We start from the raw sequence: 14,505 nt of genomic DNA, 5'->3' as shown, positions 1-14,505 counted from the left end.
TGCACGAGTTGGGGCGTCTGAACGTGCTTATGCCAGCAAAGGCCGTAATACGCCCGCTACGATTTTGTCATTGAGGTACTCGACGATGCCGTGGCGGTTATCACTGGCGTTGCTGGCGTTGCTGTGGTTTTGCACCGCAGGTGCTCCACTGAAACGCGCGGCGGGAATTTCGTAGAGCGCAACCACATCGCGTTTGTCACGAATGTTGACCCAGCTGGGCACGCCATCCGGGGCCTTGCGCGGCGAACCGTTGGAGGGCAGCCGGCTAAGGATGGCCTCAATGCCCAGGGGCGAGCCAAGGGTCACCAGGCCCTTGATGTTGCTACGTGCAGGCCGGTTCATCAGCAGGTTATAGGCAATGATGGTACCCAGGGAGTGGGCAACCACGATGCACGGATCGTTTTGTGGAAGCTGTGCATCGACCAGCGTGTTGACCGCGTCACGGATGGTTTTTTCGGTCAGGTAATACCACACATCGCGGGTGAACAGCTCGACCGAGGTCGCGCCGGCACCGGGCAACTGATCGAGCAAGCGCAGGGCCGCTAGCACGCCGCGCCAGTTCTGAACACCTTTCTCAAGCATCTCGCCATTGGCCTCAGCGTTGATCTGCTCCTTGCTGATACCTTGCTGTTTGGCGATGTCGTAAATGACCTGGCGCATGAATTCTTCTTCCTCGCCACCCGGTGCCGCGGCGTCGGCGCCTTTGTCCGTGAGTACCTGAAAGTCTTTCTGCGCTCTGCGGTGGGTTTCGTCGAACAACAGATCGCCGTAGTAAGGGAAGGCCACATCGACCACGCCATTGTAGGGCGAACCGATGTCTTCAAAGCCCTTGATCAAGGCATTGGTCCAAGTGTTTTGCAGGGTGAGCGGGTTCTTGCCTTGTTGCGACCGGCCATGGATGAACACGACTTTCATGACAACTCTCCTTGTAGAAAAGCTTCGATAAGCGGCTGGGTATCGCGGCGGCGAAAGGTCGACCATTCAGTATTGAGCCGGTATTTACCGGCTTCGAGAATTGCAGGGTGGAGCTTTTGGTTCTTGCCATGGGCTGCCAGCACTGTCCAACCCAGGCTCATCATCGGGCAGAACGGTGCGATCAGCGGCCGTGTCTTGCGCTTGCCGGGTGCCAGGGCGCCGGCGAGCAAAGCCACATCGAACGGCACGGGCAGGGGCGGTTGGGACGATGCCTGATAGTCAAGGAAGTAGCGCAGCACCGAACGCACGCCGTCGTCGTCAGCGGCCAGCAGATAGGCGTAGGCGGCGTAGATGCCCAAGGTCGGGTCCAGGCGTTTTTTCTGGCGCAGGACATCGGCGAAGCTCGATGCCTGGGTCCCGGCCAAGGTGCGCAGTTTTGCGCTGCTGGCGAAGGCTGCGGCAAGTGCTTGCAAGTGGTGCAGGTGCTGGCGGCTGCTCGGGGTTTGCGCAAAGGCCTGCGCCAGGGTCATACCCATCTCGAACGAAACCGACTGCACCAGGCCTTCGTCTACGTGGACTGTGCCGATGTAGCCGGGTATGACCGGCAAGACGATCAGGGTATCGTCGCTGAACGTGACGATGACTGACTGTGCCTGTGCAGACGGCGACAGGCTGATGATGCTCTGCTGGTCGTGGGTTTCCAGAATGGGCGCCGCTTGGCCGGGGGCCACCAGCACGGTGGCGGCCTGGCTGCCGATGATGCGCAGTCCGGTTTGCGCCAGGCTCTGGGGGAGTGCTGTGTAGCGCTGCAGGTTACGCTGGTAGGCTTCGTCGAGGCCGGCTTGTTCAAGCAATGTGGTGCTGATGTACGCTTCGGGTTCCCTGAGAAAGTTGCTGGCCACCTGTTGTATCGCCTGGTTACGGCTGGTGACCCTGAGGTCTGCTGGAAACAGATCGGGAAGCGGCAGGATCTGGATTTGTTCAAAGTAAGGTGCTTCGGCTCCACCGGGCAGGCCGTAGTCCAGCGGCCCAGGGCCAGGCAGGGGTGAAGGGTTTGGAAAGACTAGTGGCGGGTTGGCATAGCCGAGGAACAGCGGTTGGCGCGCCTGGACAATGATGTCCGGCGTTTGTTCGAAGCGCGGTGTTTGCTGCTGGGCGCGGGTCGGCACCTGGTTGTACAGGTAGTCTTCCAGAAGCCAGGTGGGAATGATCGGCACGCTGGACCCTGGCCAGGTCTCGCAAATTTCTGTCGGTGGGCTTTGCAGCGCTTCGAGCAGGACCTTGGTAAAGAAGCCTTCGCCTTTGTACTCCTTGGCGGTTTGTGACGGTTCGGTGGCGTAGAAGATATCGACTTTGCCGGGCTTGATGCCGACCACCGCACCGCGTTTCACCGCCGGCCTGCCACTGACCTGGCCCAATGAACCAAAGGGGTCAACCGCATTGCGACAGGCGTCGGAGATGATCACTACATGGGGTACGCCAATATGGCGGGCGTTGAGCGCCGTTGCGGCAATATTAATGGCTTCGTCGGGGTAGTCCTTGACGTTCGACAGCAAGACTTGTTCATCGGCACCGTTCTTGACGATGCCGTGCCCGGAGAAATACAGGATCAACAGGTCGAGCCCGCCGACCGCGAGCAGGTCGCGGGCAGCGGTCTGGATCGCCTTGGCTTCGACCACCAGGTCATTCTGATCGGTCAGCACGCTGATGCTCGGGCTGATGCCGAACTGCTGTTGCTCCTCCAGCCAGCGGGCAAATTGCAGTGCCCCAGCGGCCGCGCCCTTCAACGAATCCAGAATACCAGTGTGATCCACTCCGACGGCAATCAAACCAACGTTTCGGCTCATGGTTCGGCCCCCGATCCGTTAAAGGCGTAGTGCTATCAGTATGGGGCCGTTTTAGCGCTTATCCAGTTCTGCGCTGGTGCCTGGCGACGAGGTGCCGGCAGGGCACTCAGGCCAGCACCTCGACAATCCGCCGGGCAATGTACGGCGCATGGGTCTCCAGGGCAAAGTGGCCGGTATCGAGCAGCTCCACCACGGCGTTGGGGTTGTCACGCTTGTAGGCCTCAGCCCCTGGTGGAATGAAGAACGGGTCATGCTTGCCCCAGATGATCAGCGAAGGCACCGGGTGCTCGCGGAAAAACGCCTGAAACTGCGGGTAGCGCTCAAGGTTGTTGGCGTAGTCGAGGAACAGGTCGAGCTGGATCTCCTTGTTGCCCGGGCGCTCCAGCAACAGCGCATCGAGGGTGTAGGACTCGGGGGCGACCAGGCTCGGGTCCGTCACGCCATGCAGGTACTGCCAACGGGTACCTTCCAGGTGCAGGACAGCGTCGCTGACAGTCTTGCGGTTGGCGGCCGAGGGGGCGGCCCAATAGGCGCGAATCGGCGCCCAGGCATCGCCCAGCCCTTCAAGATAGGCATTGCCATTTTGCGACACGAAGCCCGTGACCCGCTCTGGGTGCGCCACGGCCAGACGTAGGCCGGTGGGCGCGCCATAGTCGAATACATACATCGCGTAGCGCTTGAGGTTAAGGGCCTCGACAAAGGCGCCGAGGGTCTGCGCCAGGGCATCGAAGCTGTAGCGGTACTCGCGCGCGGCCGGTACTTCAGTGAAGCCGAAACCCGGTAGGTCCGGGGCGATCAGGTGAAAGTGCGCGGCCAACAGCGGGATCAGGTCGCGAAACTGGTGGGATGAACTGGGAAAGCCGTGCAGCAGGAGCAACACCGGTGCCCCCGGTTCGCCGGCTTCACGGTAGAACACGCGAACGCCGTCGGCGTCGACGAACTGGTAGCGCACGGTTGGGGCAGGAGTGCTCATCGGACTGTTCCTCTGTAACCTGATTGACTGATATTAAGGGTTACTGCGCAAACAAATCTTGCACAGGGTAAGTAACCTGTCAAATTAATTTTAAGGGTTACATAAAAACAGCGATGAGCGGCGCTGTAACTTGAAACACAGAAAATAAGGGTTACCATGGAGCAACCCCCACCGCCGAGAATGGCCATGACCGACGCCATCACCGAACCCTATGTCCTCGCCGATCACCCGGTACTGGACATGCTCAATACCGTGGCCATCGTCGACGGCCAGCGCACCGACTTCTGGCACAGCGATGCCGACGTGTTGGCCTGGCTGCAGCGCATGGGCTTGCAAGAGGGACCCGCGCCACGCCTGGCCAAGGGCGCGTTGCTGGAGGCGGCAGTTACCTTGCGCGAGTCATTGCGCGCGCTGGTCGAGCAACGCAAGGCGGGCGGGCGCGGCGATCCGGCGATCCTCAATCGCTTCCTGGCCCAGGGCGCCAGCCACGCGCAACTGCTGTGGGACAACCACGATGGCCCGAAACTGCTGCGAGTGGCCGAGCGGCGTTCGGCCGAGCAACTGCTGGCGCCCCTGGCCGAGCAAGCGGCCGAGCTGTTGGCCGGCGGCGACTTCAGCCTGGTCAGGACCTGCGAACACCCTGACTGCATCCTCTGGTTCTACGACCGCACCAAGTCCCACCGTCGGCGCTGGTGCAGCATGGCGGTGTGCGGCAACCGGCATAAAGTCGCCGAGCACCGCAAGCGCCTGCGCCAGGAGTAGCCGCCATTGTAGGAAGGCTCTGATGCCCGGGTTTAAACACCCGGCAACCGGGCAGCGCTAAACCGGTGCATGCCGGCGGTTTAAACAAACCCCTCCAGCGCGCCATCTTGGCCCGCTATGTGCTTTGCCTCTGCCATCGATTGCTGATCGATTGGTCAAACCTGCACGTCGCCGCATTGGCTTGAGCGCGCAGGTTGTTTCTTGCAAATGCGTCTGTAGCCCGATAGCTGCAGCGTTTACTGGAACCTGAGGCATGTCGCTCCCCGAACTCCCCGACCAGGTCACCGCTGATGCCGGCTGGCGCGCCGAGCTCAGGCTGCGTTTCGTCCGGGGCGAGACCAGGACCTGTATTGGTGCGCGGCGCCATTTCGGTCCACTTTTGGTGCAGCGGCCGTTCTATCCCGAGGGCGCGCCGTGCCACGTCTATGTGCTGCACCCGCCTGGTGGTGTGGTCGGTGGCGACAAACTGCTGCTCGATGTGCACCTGGAGCCAGGCAGCCATGCACTGCTGACCATGCCCGGGGCGACCAAGTTCTACCGCAGCGCCGGCCCGACCTCGATCCTCCAGCAGCACTTCTGTCTGGCCGAAAACAGCACGCTCGAATGGCTGCCCCAGGGCAGCATCTGCTTTGCCGGCGCCAGAGTGCGCCTGGAAAACCGTTTTACCCTCATGCCCGGCGCCCGCCTGCTGGCCTGGGAAACCCTGTGCCTGGGCCGCCCGGTGATGGGTGAGAGGTTCAGCCACGGCGCCCTCGACAGCCGCCTGCACATCGAGGTGGCCGACGACCCGGGCCTGCACGAGCGCCTGCGCATCGATGGCGGGCAGTTGGAGAAACTCGCAGGCTTGCCCCTGCAAGCGACCTTTTGTGCCTACCCGGCCAGCAACGAACTGCTCGAACAGAGCCGCGCCCTGCTCGAAGACCTGGGCGCCCCGGCCGGCGCGACCCTGCTCGGCCAACTGCTGGTGGTACGCCTGCTCGACCACGACAACCAACGCCTGCAATCCACTTTGCAGCGGCTCTGGCATGCCTTGCGACCCGCCGTGGTCGGCCTGGCGCCATGCCCGCCGCGGATCTGGGCCACTTGAGAGAACGCCATGGAGCTGACCCCGCGAGAGAAAGACAAACTGCTGCTGTTCACCGCCGCGCTGCTGGCCGAGCGGCGCCTGGCCCGTGGCCTGAAGCTCAACTACCCGGAAGCGGTGGCATTGATCAGCGCCGCAGTGATGGAAGGTGCCCGCGACGGGCGCACCGTGGCCGAGCTGATGAACCTCGGCCGCGAAGTGCTGCGCCGCGACCAGGTGATGGCCGGGGTCAGCGAAATGATCCCCGATGTGCAGGTGGAAGCGACCTTTCCCGACGGCACCAAGCTGGTCACCGTCCATGACCCGATCGTCTAGGAGCGCAGGATGATTCCCGGAGAAGTACAGGTCGCCGACGGCGACATCGAACTCAATGCAGGCCTGGCGGTAATCAGCGTCACCGTCGCCAACCACGGCGACCGGCCGGTGCAGGTCGGCTCGCACTATCACTTTTACGAGGTGAACAACGCCCTGGTGTTCGAGCGCGAGCCGACCCGTGGCTTGCGCCTGGATATCGCCGCCGGCACCGCCGTGCGGTTCGAACCGGGCCAGGCACGCACCGTCCACCTGGTGCCGTATCGCGGCAAACGCGAGGTCTACGGCTTTCAGGGCAAGGTCATGGGCAAGCTGGAGGCGCAGGCATGAGCCGGATTTCCCGCAGGGCCTACGCCGACATGTTCGGCCCCACGGTGGGCGACCGCGTGCGCCTGGCCGACACCGAGCTGTGGGTCGAGGTCGAGAAGGACTTCACGGTTTATGGCGAGGAGGTCAAATTCGGCGGCGGCAAGGTCATCCGCGACGGCATGGGCCAGGGCCAGATGCTCGCCGCCCAGGCGTTGGACCTGGTGCTGACCAATGCGCTGATCATCGACCACTGGGGCATCGTCAAGGCCGACATCGGCATCAAGGACGGGCGCATCGTCGGCGTCGGCAAGGCCGGCAACCCCGATGTGCAACCGGGGGTGACCCTGCCGGTGGGGCCGGGTACCGAGGTGATCGCCGCCGAAGGCAAGATCGTCACCGCCGGCGGCATCGACTCGCACATTCACTTCATCTGCCCGCAACAGGTCGAAGAAGCGCTGACCTCGGGCATTACCACCTTCATCGGCGGCGGCACCGGGCCGGCCACCGGCACCAATGCCACCACCTGCACCTCCGGGCCCTGGTACCTGGCGCGCATGCTCCAGGCCGCCGACCAGTTGCCGATCAATATCGGCCTGCTGGGCAAGGGCAACGCCTCGCGGCCCGAGGCCCTGCGCGAGCAGATCGAAGCCGGCGCCGTCGGCCTGAAACTGCACGAAGACTGGGGCTCGACCCCGGCGGCCATCGACTGCTGCCTTGGCGTGGCCGAAGAACACGACGTGCAGGTGGCGATCCACACCGACACCCTCAATGAGTCCGGCTGCATCGAGGACACCCTGGCGGCCATCGGCGATCGCACCATCCATACCTTCCACACCGAAGGCGCGGGCGGTGGCCATGCGCCGGACATCATCCGCGCCGCGGCCTTTGCCAACGTGCTGCCGTCCTCGACCAACCCGACCTTGCCCTACACCCAGAACACCGTCGACGAGCACCTGGACATGCTCATGGTCTGCCACCACCTGGACCCGAGCATTGCCGAAGACGTGGCCTTCGCCGAGTCGCGCATCCGCCGCGAGACGATTGCCGCCGAAGACATCCTCCATGACCTCGGGGCGTTTTCCATGACCTCGTCCGACTCCCAGGCCATGGGCCGGGTCGGGGAGGTGGTGCTGCGTACCTGGCAGGTGGCGCACCAGATGAAACTGCGCCGTGGCCCCTTGGCGCCAGATAGCGCACGCAGCGACAACTTCCGGGTCAAGCGCTACATCGCCAAGTACACCATCAACCCAGCGCTGACCCATGGCATCGCCCATGAAGTGGGCTCGATCGAGGCCGGCAAACTGGCTGACCTGGTGCTCTGGGCGCCGGCATTCTTCGGGGTGAAACCTGCGCTGGTGATCAAGGGCGGGATGATCGCCATGGCGCCCATGGGCGATATCAACGGCTCGATCCCGACCCCGCAACCGGTGCACTACCGGCCGATGTTCGGCGCCCTGGGCGCCGCGCGCCATGCCACGCGCATGACCTTTCTGTCCAAGGCGGCGATCGACCGTGGCGTGCACCGGCAACTGGGGCTGCACAGCCTGATCGGCGAGGCCCGAGGCTGTCGCACGGTGCGCAAGGGCGACATGGTCCATAACGGCCGGTTGCCGATGATCGAGGTCGACTCGCAAACCTACCAGGTGCGCGCCGACGGTGAGCTGCTGGTGTGCGAACCGGCCACGGTGTTGCCGATGGCCCAGCGTTATTTTCTGTTTTAAGGAGCGAGCATGATCCTCTTGACCCGTCGCCTGAGCGACGCCGCCCAGGTAAGCGGCACCGTCACCCTTACCGTCGACACGCGCATCAAGAGCCGTGTGCGCGTCACCCTCGACGATGGCCGCGAGGCCGGCTTGATGCTCGAACGCGGGCAGTTGCTGCGCGGTGGCGAACTGCTTGGCGAAGAGCAGGGCGGCGAGGTGATTCGCGTGCTGGCGGCGGCCGAGCAGGTGTCCACGGTGCGCTGCGCCAATCCGCTGTTGCTGACCCGCGCCGCCTATCACCTGGGCAACCGCCATGTACCGCTGCAGATCGAGGCCGGCCTGGTGCGTTATCAGCACGACCATGTGCTCGATGAGATGGTCCGCGGCCTGGGCCTGGAGGTGACGCTTGAGCAGGCGCCGTTCGAGCCTGAAGCCGGTGCCTACCAGAGCGCGCCGCACAGCCACGCCCACAGTGACCATCTGTTCGTTCGCGTCGCTCACCACTGATTGTCGATAAGGAGATTGCCCGATGAAGAAGCTCATTACCCTCGCACTGCTGCTGGTTGCGGTTCCGGCGTTCGCCCACCCCGGCCATGACGCCAACCCGTTGCAGGACGGTTTGCTGCACCCGCTGACCGGCCTTGATCACTTGCTGATGCTGCTCGGCACCGGCGTGCTCGCGGCCCTGACCGGGCGCACCCTGGCGCTGCCGTTGCTGACCCTGGGCGCGATGTTCGGCGGGGCGCTGATGGGCCACGTGTTCGGCGGCGTGCTCGGCATGGAAACCATGATCATCGGCTCGCTGCTGGTGGCCGCCGCGGCGCTGCTGGTGCCCAGCCGCCAGGTATTGCTGGCCCTGGCCATGCCGCTGTTTGCCCTGTTCCACGGTTGGGCCCATGGCGTTGAGGCCAGCCCGGGCGCGTTCTGGGTGTTCAGCGCAGGGTTCGTCAGCGTCAGTGGCCTGTTGTTGCTGGTCGGCTTTGGCGCGGGATGTCTGCTGCGTCGGCACCAGGGCTTGCAGAAGGCCTTCGCTGGCAGCCTGCTGGCCGGCGCCGCGCTGGTGCTGGCCGGTTGATGAACCACGACCTGAAGCTGCTGCGCGTGCTGCAACTGGCCAGCCCGAGCCTGCCGGTGGGTGGTTTCACCTACTCGCAAGGCCTGGAGTGGGCGGTGGAGGCCGGCTGGGTGCAGGGCGCCGAAGGTTTTCGCAGCTGGCAATGCCAACAGATCGAGGACACCCTGTGCCACCTCGACTGGCCGCTGCTGGCGCGGCTGTATCAAGCTTGCCTGGATGACGATGCCGAGGCGTTCGCACGCTGGAGCCGGTTTTTACTGGCCAACCGCGAAACCGCCGAACTGCGCCTGGAAGAACGCCAGCGTGGCATGGCCCTGACCCGATTGCTCGATGGCTGGCAGTTGGGCCAGGCGCCCGAATGGCGTGCGTCGCTGGAGCTCAGCCAGCTTGGCGGCATGGCCTGGCTGGCTGTGCACTGGGAGATCCCGTTGCGGGATCTGGCCCTCGGTCACGGCTATGCCTGGCTCGAAGGCGCGGTGATGGCCGGGGTCAAGCTGGTGCCGTTTGGCCAGCAAGCGGCACAGACCTTGCTGCGTGACCTGAGCGAAGTGCTACCCCAGGTGCTGCAAACCGCCCTGGCCCTTGGCGATGACCAGCTCGGCGGCGGCTTGCCGTTGCTGGCGATTGCCTCGGCGCGGCACGAAACCCAATACACCCGCTTGTTCCGATCCTGAGGAAACCCCCATGCAAAGCTACCAACAACCCCTGCGCGTCGGTGTCGGCGGCCCGGTCGGCTCCGGCAAGACCGCGCTGCTCGAAGCGCTGTGCAAGGCCATGCGCGACCATTATGAGATCGCCGTGGTGACCAACGACATCTACACCAAGGAAGACCAGCGCATCCTCACCGAGGCTGGCGCCCTGGCCCCCGAGCGCATTGTCGGGGTGGAAACCGGCGGTTGCCCGCACACCGCGATCCGCGAGGACGCCTCGATGAACCTGGCGGCGGTGGAAGAACTGGCGCGCACGTTCGGCAACCTCGAAGTGATCTTTGTCGAGAGCGGCGGCGACAACCTCAGCGCCACCTTCAGCCCGGAGCTGGCGGACCTGACCGTGTACGTGATCGATGTCGCCGAAGGTGAAAAAATCCCGCGCAAGGGCGGGCCGGGGATCACCAAGTCGGACTTCCTGGTGATCAACAAGATTGACCTGGCGCCTTACGTCGGCGCTTCGCTGGAGGTAATGGAAAAGGACACCCAGCGCATGCGCCCGCAACGGCCGTGGACCTTCACCAACCTCAAGACCGGGCAAGGCTTGCAGCAGGTGATCGATTTCATCGTCGAGCGGGGCATGTTGAAACCGCTGTGATCGTCAACAGCATCGCTGGCAAGCCAGCTTCCGCAGGAATGCGTGGGCCTGATAGAGTCGCCACCCCCAACGACTCGATCCAATGCAGGAGGCAACTTTGATGATGTGCAGTCAGTGCGGCAAGGACCACGCCGATGACCTGGGTGAACTGGCGTTCCGGCGTCCGGATGTGCTGTTCGCGCTTAGCGCCGAGGCGCGCGAGCACAAGGTTAGGGAAAGCAACGACTGGTGTGTGATCGCCGGCGAACGGTTTTTCCTGCGGGCACTGTTGCCTCTGGCCGTGGCGCAAATGAACGATAGCTACTGCATCGGTATCTGGGTTGAACTGCAGCCGAGCGATTTCGACCGTGTCTGCGAGCTCTGGCGTGATGAGGGCCAGGCTGGCGAGCCGCCTTTTGCCGTACGCCTGGCCAACAGCATTGCCAACCTGCCAGAGACCCTGGGGCTGGAAGGCCTGCTGCAATTGAGCGGGCCGACCTCACGCCCCAGTGTGACGCTGAACGCCAGCAGCCACCCGTTGGCCGTGGAGCAGGTCAACGGGATTTCCTTGCACCGCGCGCATGAGTACAGCGTGATGTTCGCCTGAAAGGCCCAGGCCTGTATCGTGCTGGCTGGCCTGGCCTATGCCACCCATCAGTCATAATGTACCCCGAGCCACACCGTGGTCTGGGTGCTGTCGGTCCATTCGAGCCGGTGCCGGCAGTGCGCCGGAATATCAATGAAATCCCCCGGTCGTAGCACCCGCTCGGCAGGCTCATGTTCCAGCCGCAACCCGGCAGACCCGGCCAGCAACACCACCCATTCGCCCTGCGCCTGGTTGTACCAGAACCCTGGCGGGCTGGCCTGGCCATGGGAGACGATGCGTTCAATGCGCAGCCCCGGGCGGGTCAGCAGTTGTTCGAAATGCTCTTGTGCGCCCGCCGCGGGCAGTGGATCAAACAGGTTGTCGAGCATGGCGGCCTGGCTCTCGTCTGGTTGCACGTTGTGGTTTAAGGTGGGCACCTGCCACTCATGATAGGGATTGATCATGAAACACCCGCTTTTGCGGCCCCTCGTTGTTGCAATGCTGCTGGGCGCGGCCCTGCCAGCTCTGGCGGCATTGCCCAGCGCGCCGTCCTACATCGACGATAGCGGTTATTCGCCGGCTGCCAAGCAGCGCATCCTGCCGCCAATGTTCGCCCAGACCCTGACCAGCACCCGCTACCTTGCCAAGCCGGACAACCCGCTGATCACCCAGGCCGAAGCCAGCGAATTCCGCCAGACCAGCAACTACGACGAAACCCGCGCCTACATGACCCGCCTGGCGGCGGCCTCCGGTGGCAATATCGTGCTCAACGACCTGCCGGAAAAAAGCGCCGAAGGCCACCCGATGTTGATGGCCATCGCCTCCCTTGAGGTCGACAAATCGCCGGCCGGGCTGAGTGAATCGGGCAAGCCGACGATCTTCGTCGAGGCCCAGATTCACCCGGGCGAAGCCAATGGCAAGGATGCGATGTTCATGCTCCTGCGTGACATGACCACGGGTGACAAACCGTTGGCTGCCTTGCTGGAGAAGGTCAACATCCTGTTCATTCCCACCGTCAATGTCGACGGCGACCTGCGCCGCAGTGCCTACGGGCGGATCAACCAGAACGGCCCGGATGAAACCGGCTGGCGGGTCAACGGCCTGAACTACAACCTCAACCGTGACTTCACCAAGCTCGACAGCGCCGAAATCCGCAACGTCGCCTGGGTGTTCAACACCTACCAGCTGAGTTTCTTCGCTGACACCCACTCCACTGATGGCGCCATGTACCCTTACGACAGTTCGTATTGCCACAATGGCAATGGCTGGTCGCCGGCCAGCAGCGCCTGGATGGACAACGTCATGCGCGCGCCGGTGTACCAGGCGCTGGAGGCCGACGGCCATGTGGTGCACGAGTGCATCAGCCTCAACAGCAACCAGGACCCAAGCCAGGGCTACTACCCGTACCGCACGGACTACGCACGCTTTTCCAACCAGTACGGCGATATCCGCAATGTGCCGTCGATCCTGATCGAGCAACACGCATTGCACCCGTACCAGACCCAGGTGCTGGGCAATTACGTGATGCTCAAGAGCATGTTCCAGGTGATCGGCGATCAGGCGGTGTCGCTCAACGAAGCCATCCGCCAGGACCGCGAACGCCTGGAGACGCAAGAGCAGGTGACCTTGACCTGGAAGCCGGGCAAGGCCCGGACCACAGCGTTTACCGTAGGTGATTACCGCTATGAGCAGTCGCCGATCACCGGCGCCAGGACCATCGTCTGGAGTAACACGGCGAAAAAACTCAAGGTCCCGGTCACCGGCAACACCGAGCCCGACCTGGTGGTCAAGCGGCCCCGGCAGTACGTGGTGCCGGGGCAGTGGCGCGAGGTGATCGCCCGGCTCAAGGCCCATGGCATCCACATGACCACTCTCGACAAGCCGACACCGATTGCCGTTACGCTGTATCGCATGGATGAGGTGAAAGTGGCGGGTGGTTTCGAACCCGATCGCACGCAAAGCAACCAGATCCCCGGTTACGAAGGGCGCTTGCTGGTCAGTGGCGTGGCCAAGCCGCTGGAGCGCTTGCAGACCTTCCCGGCCGGTTCGGTGGTGATCGATACCGACCAGCCGTTGGGCGTGCTGGCGGTCAACCTGCTATACCCCGAAAGCCCGGACTCGTTCTGGGCCTGGGGCTTCTTCAATTCGACCCTGGTGGCGGCTGAAGAGCCGGAGGAATACGTGATGGAGCCAATGGCGCGCAAAATGCTCGCCGAGAGCCCGGAACTGAAGGCCGAGTTCGACAGCAAGCTCAAGAGCGACAAGGCCTTCGCCGCCAGCCCCAGTGCCCGCCTGCACTGGTTCTACGCGCGCACGCCGTTCTATGACGTCAATGCATTTGTCTATCCGGTGGGCGCGGTGTACTGACCCGGTATCAATCGGTCTGAAATCGGTATTGGTCTTGGGCAAACGCGGTGATCTATAAAGGCGCTGGTCTTCCAGCCAGAGCCTTCATTGCATGAACATCCGCCGTCGCTCGCTGTTCGCCGCCAGCATGGCCCACGCCGTGCATGACGGCCTTACCGACGTTATCTACGTATTGCTGCCGCTGTGGCAGGCGCAGTTCGCCCTGAGTTTTGCTCAGGTCGGCCTGCTGCGTGGCGCCTATGCCGGGATGATGGCCGGCCTGCAATTGCTGGCCGGCCGCGCGGCCAAGCGCTGGGGCCGGGAGCGCCTGTTGGTCGGCGGCACCGCCCTGGCCGGGCTGGCTTACCTGGTTGCCGGGCAGGCCGGTGGCCTCGCTGTGCTGTTGCTCGCGCTGGTGCTGGGCGGCCTTGGCGCCAGTACCCAGCACCCCCTGGCGTCGTCGTTGGTCACCGACACCCATGAGGCCGGGGGCGGGGTCAAGGAGGCGCTGGCGCAGTACAATTTTGCCGGCGATATCGGCAAGATGCTGGTGCCTGCCGGAGTCGGTTTGCTGTTGCTGGTAACCAGCTGGCAAACCAGCGTCACCGTGCTGGGCCTGCTTGGCCTGGCTGCCGCCGGTGTGCTCTGGTGGCTGATTGCGCCGCAGCCGTCGTTGCCGTCGAGCCCGCGCAAAGCCGTGACGGCCCGTGGTAACGACTCCGGCAGCGGCCTGGCCGCCTTGCTGCTGACCGGCACCTTCGACAGCGCCGTGCGCATGGGTTTTCTTACCTTTCTACCGTTTTTGCTGCAAGGCAAGGGTGCCGGCTCCGCGGGTATCGGCCTGGCGTTGATGCTGCTGTTTGTCGGCGGCGCCTTCGGCAAGCTGGTGTGCGGCTACCTGGGTGCGCGCATCGGCATGATGAAAACTGTGTGGTTCACCGAGTCGGCCACCGCGTTGCTGATCCTGGTGATGTTGTTCCTGCCGCTAGCGGCGATGATGGCGCTGTTGCCGCTGCTGGGCCTGGTGCTCAATGGCACCTCGTCGGTGCTGTACGGCGTGGTGCCGGAACTGGCGGGGGCGGGCAAGCGCGATCAGGCCTTTGCCTTGTTCTACACCGGCACCATTGGTGGCGGCGCGCTGGCGCCGGTGGTGTTCGGCCGCATAGGCGATGCGTCCGGCGTCACTGCGGCGGTAATCGGCCTGGCGGCGATCCTGCTGCTGACCCTGCCGTTGTCCTGGTGGGTCGAGCGACAACTGCACAGCTACCTGCCAAGGACCCTTTAGGCGCGGCGGTCGCAGTCCAGGCGC

Annotated in this window: 16 protein-coding genes; 12 read left to right on the top strand and 4 right to left on the bottom strand. The window is 63.9% G+C overall.

The window, feature by feature from the left end:
* Positions 1-27: 27 nt before the first annotated feature.
* From NLX68_RS19315 to NLX68_RS19305, 3 genes are all read right to left on the bottom strand, one after another.
* Positions 28-915: an alpha/beta fold hydrolase gene (locus tag NLX68_RS19315; protein WP_254285357.1), complete on the bottom strand. Its 888-nt coding sequence runs from the start codon at positions 913-915 to the stop codon at positions 28-30.
* Entirely contained in the window at positions 912-2,762 is a 1,851-nt protein-coding gene (locus tag NLX68_RS19310) for a caspase family protein (protein WP_254285354.1), read from the bottom strand. Before NLX68_RS19310 ends, NLX68_RS19315 begins: the two co-directional genes overlap by 4 nt.
* A 106-nt stretch (positions 2,763-2,868) precedes the next feature.
* Positions 2,869-3,735, bottom strand: coding sequence for an alpha/beta fold hydrolase (locus tag NLX68_RS19305; RefSeq protein WP_254285352.1), 867 nt, complete (start codon positions 3,733-3,735; stop codon positions 2,869-2,871).
* A gap of 186 nt (positions 3,736-3,921) precedes the next feature.
* Between NLX68_RS19305 and NLX68_RS19300 the strand changes: the two genes are divergently transcribed.
* From NLX68_RS19300 to NLX68_RS19255, 10 genes are all read left to right on the top strand, one after another.
* Complete coding sequence (locus NLX68_RS19300) at positions 3,922-4,497, top strand: ABATE domain-containing protein (RefSeq protein ID WP_254285350.1); 576 nt, start codon at positions 3,922-3,924, stop codon at positions 4,495-4,497.
* A 253-nt stretch (positions 4,498-4,750) separates the two neighbouring features.
* Positions 4,751-5,584: an urease accessory protein UreD gene (locus NLX68_RS19295; RefSeq protein WP_254285348.1), complete on the top strand. Its 834-nt coding sequence runs from the start codon at positions 4,751-4,753 to the stop codon at positions 5,582-5,584.
* Positions 5,585-5,593: 9 nt separating this feature from the next.
* A complete protein-coding gene (locus NLX68_RS19290; RefSeq protein WP_254285347.1) occupies positions 5,594-5,896 on the top strand; it encodes an urease subunit gamma in 303 nt (100 codons plus the stop codon).
* 9 nt (positions 5,897-5,905) lie between these two features.
* Positions 5,906-6,223 (top strand): urease subunit beta, encoded by a 318-nt coding sequence (locus tag NLX68_RS19285; RefSeq protein ID WP_254285345.1) that lies wholly within the window; start codon positions 5,906-5,908, stop codon positions 6,221-6,223.
* Positions 6,220-7,923 (top strand): urease subunit alpha, encoded by a 1,704-nt coding sequence (gene ureC / locus NLX68_RS19280; protein WP_254285343.1) that lies wholly within the window; start codon positions 6,220-6,222, stop codon positions 7,921-7,923. Before NLX68_RS19285 ends, ureC begins: the two co-directional genes overlap by 4 nt.
* A gap of 9 nt (positions 7,924-7,932) precedes the next feature.
* On the top strand, positions 7,933-8,412 hold the full coding sequence (gene ureE / locus NLX68_RS19275) for an urease accessory protein UreE (protein ID WP_254285341.1): 480 nt from the start codon (positions 7,933-7,935) through the stop codon (positions 8,410-8,412).
* Positions 8,413-8,434: 22 nt separating this feature from the next.
* Positions 8,435-8,980, top strand: coding sequence for a HupE/UreJ family protein (locus tag NLX68_RS19270; RefSeq protein ID WP_254285339.1), 546 nt, complete (start codon positions 8,435-8,437; stop codon positions 8,978-8,980).
* On the top strand, positions 8,980-9,654 hold the full coding sequence (locus NLX68_RS19265) for an urease accessory protein UreF (RefSeq protein ID WP_254285337.1): 675 nt from the start codon (positions 8,980-8,982) through the stop codon (positions 9,652-9,654). Before NLX68_RS19270 ends, NLX68_RS19265 begins: the two co-directional genes overlap by 1 nt.
* Before the next feature lie 10 nt (positions 9,655-9,664).
* Positions 9,665-10,285: an urease accessory protein UreG gene (ureG, locus tag NLX68_RS19260; protein WP_254285335.1), complete on the top strand. Its 621-nt coding sequence runs from the start codon at positions 9,665-9,667 to the stop codon at positions 10,283-10,285.
* Positions 10,286-10,385: 100 nt separating this feature from the next.
* Complete coding sequence (locus NLX68_RS19255; RefSeq protein WP_254285333.1) at positions 10,386-10,871, top strand: DUF2199 domain-containing protein; 486 nt, start codon at positions 10,386-10,388, stop codon at positions 10,869-10,871.
* Between the two features lie 47 nt (positions 10,872-10,918).
* Here the strand turns inward: NLX68_RS19255 and NLX68_RS19250 are convergent, their stop codons facing one another.
* On the bottom strand, positions 10,919-11,239 hold the full coding sequence (locus tag NLX68_RS19250; RefSeq protein ID WP_254285488.1) for a cupin: 321 nt from the start codon (positions 11,237-11,239) through the stop codon (positions 10,919-10,921).
* Positions 11,240-11,312: 73 nt separating this feature from the next.
* Between NLX68_RS19250 and NLX68_RS19245 the strand changes: the two genes are divergently transcribed.
* Complete coding sequence (locus NLX68_RS19245) at positions 11,313-13,217, top strand: M14 family metallopeptidase (RefSeq protein WP_254285332.1); 1,905 nt, start codon at positions 11,313-11,315, stop codon at positions 13,215-13,217.
* Between the two features lie 91 nt (positions 13,218-13,308).
* Complete coding sequence (locus NLX68_RS19240; protein WP_254285330.1) at positions 13,309-14,481, top strand: MFS transporter; 1,173 nt, start codon at positions 13,309-13,311, stop codon at positions 14,479-14,481.
* Positions 14,482-14,505: the final 24 nt, after the last annotated feature.

The sequence above is a fragment of the Pseudomonas sp. SBB6 genome, assembly GCF_024213215.1.
Taxonomy (GTDB): Bacteria; Pseudomonadota; Gammaproteobacteria; order Pseudomonadales; family Pseudomonadaceae; genus Aquipseudomonas; species Aquipseudomonas donghuensis.
This window is presented reverse-complemented; position numbering and strand designations above follow the sequence as displayed.

What these genes read in the sequence shown, in the direction of transcription:
- NLX68_RS19315 (WP_254285357.1), bottom strand. Translation starts at nt 915, where the DNA reads ATGAAAGTCGTGTTCATCCATGGCCGGTCGCAACAAGGCAAGAACCCG.
- NLX68_RS19310 (WP_254285354.1), bottom strand. Translation starts at nt 2,762, where the DNA reads ATGAGCCGAAACGTTGGTTTGATTGCCGTCGGAGTGGATCACACTGGT.
- NLX68_RS19305 (WP_254285352.1), bottom strand. Translation starts at nt 3,735, where the DNA reads ATGAGCACTCCTGCCCCAACCGTGCGCTACCAGTTCGTCGACGCCGAC.
- NLX68_RS19300 (WP_254285350.1), top strand. Translation starts at nt 3,922, where the DNA reads ATGACCGACGCCATCACCGAACCCTATGTCCTCGCCGATCACCCGGTA.
- NLX68_RS19295 (WP_254285348.1), top strand. Translation starts at nt 4,751, where the DNA reads ATGTCGCTCCCCGAACTCCCCGACCAGGTCACCGCTGATGCCGGCTGG.
- NLX68_RS19290 (WP_254285347.1), top strand. Translation starts at nt 5,594, where the DNA reads ATGGAGCTGACCCCGCGAGAGAAAGACAAACTGCTGCTGTTCACCGCC.
- NLX68_RS19285 (WP_254285345.1), top strand. Translation starts at nt 5,906, where the DNA reads ATGATTCCCGGAGAAGTACAGGTCGCCGACGGCGACATCGAACTCAAT.
- ureC (WP_254285343.1), top strand. Translation starts at nt 6,220, where the DNA reads ATGAGCCGGATTTCCCGCAGGGCCTACGCCGACATGTTCGGCCCCACG.
- ureE (WP_254285341.1), top strand. Translation starts at nt 7,933, where the DNA reads ATGATCCTCTTGACCCGTCGCCTGAGCGACGCCGCCCAGGTAAGCGGC.
- NLX68_RS19270 (WP_254285339.1), top strand. Translation starts at nt 8,435, where the DNA reads ATGAAGAAGCTCATTACCCTCGCACTGCTGCTGGTTGCGGTTCCGGCG.
- NLX68_RS19265 (WP_254285337.1), top strand. Translation starts at nt 8,980, where the DNA reads ATGAACCACGACCTGAAGCTGCTGCGCGTGCTGCAACTGGCCAGCCCG.
- ureG (WP_254285335.1), top strand. Translation starts at nt 9,665, where the DNA reads ATGCAAAGCTACCAACAACCCCTGCGCGTCGGTGTCGGCGGCCCGGTC.
- NLX68_RS19255 (WP_254285333.1), top strand. Translation starts at nt 10,386, where the DNA reads ATGATGTGCAGTCAGTGCGGCAAGGACCACGCCGATGACCTGGGTGAA.
- NLX68_RS19250 (WP_254285488.1), bottom strand. Translation starts at nt 11,239, where the DNA reads ATGCTCGACAACCTGTTTGATCCACTGCCCGCGGCGGGCGCACAAGAG.
- NLX68_RS19245 (WP_254285332.1), top strand. Translation starts at nt 11,313, where the DNA reads ATGAAACACCCGCTTTTGCGGCCCCTCGTTGTTGCAATGCTGCTGGGC.
- NLX68_RS19240 (WP_254285330.1), top strand. Translation starts at nt 13,309, where the DNA reads ATGAACATCCGCCGTCGCTCGCTGTTCGCCGCCAGCATGGCCCACGCC.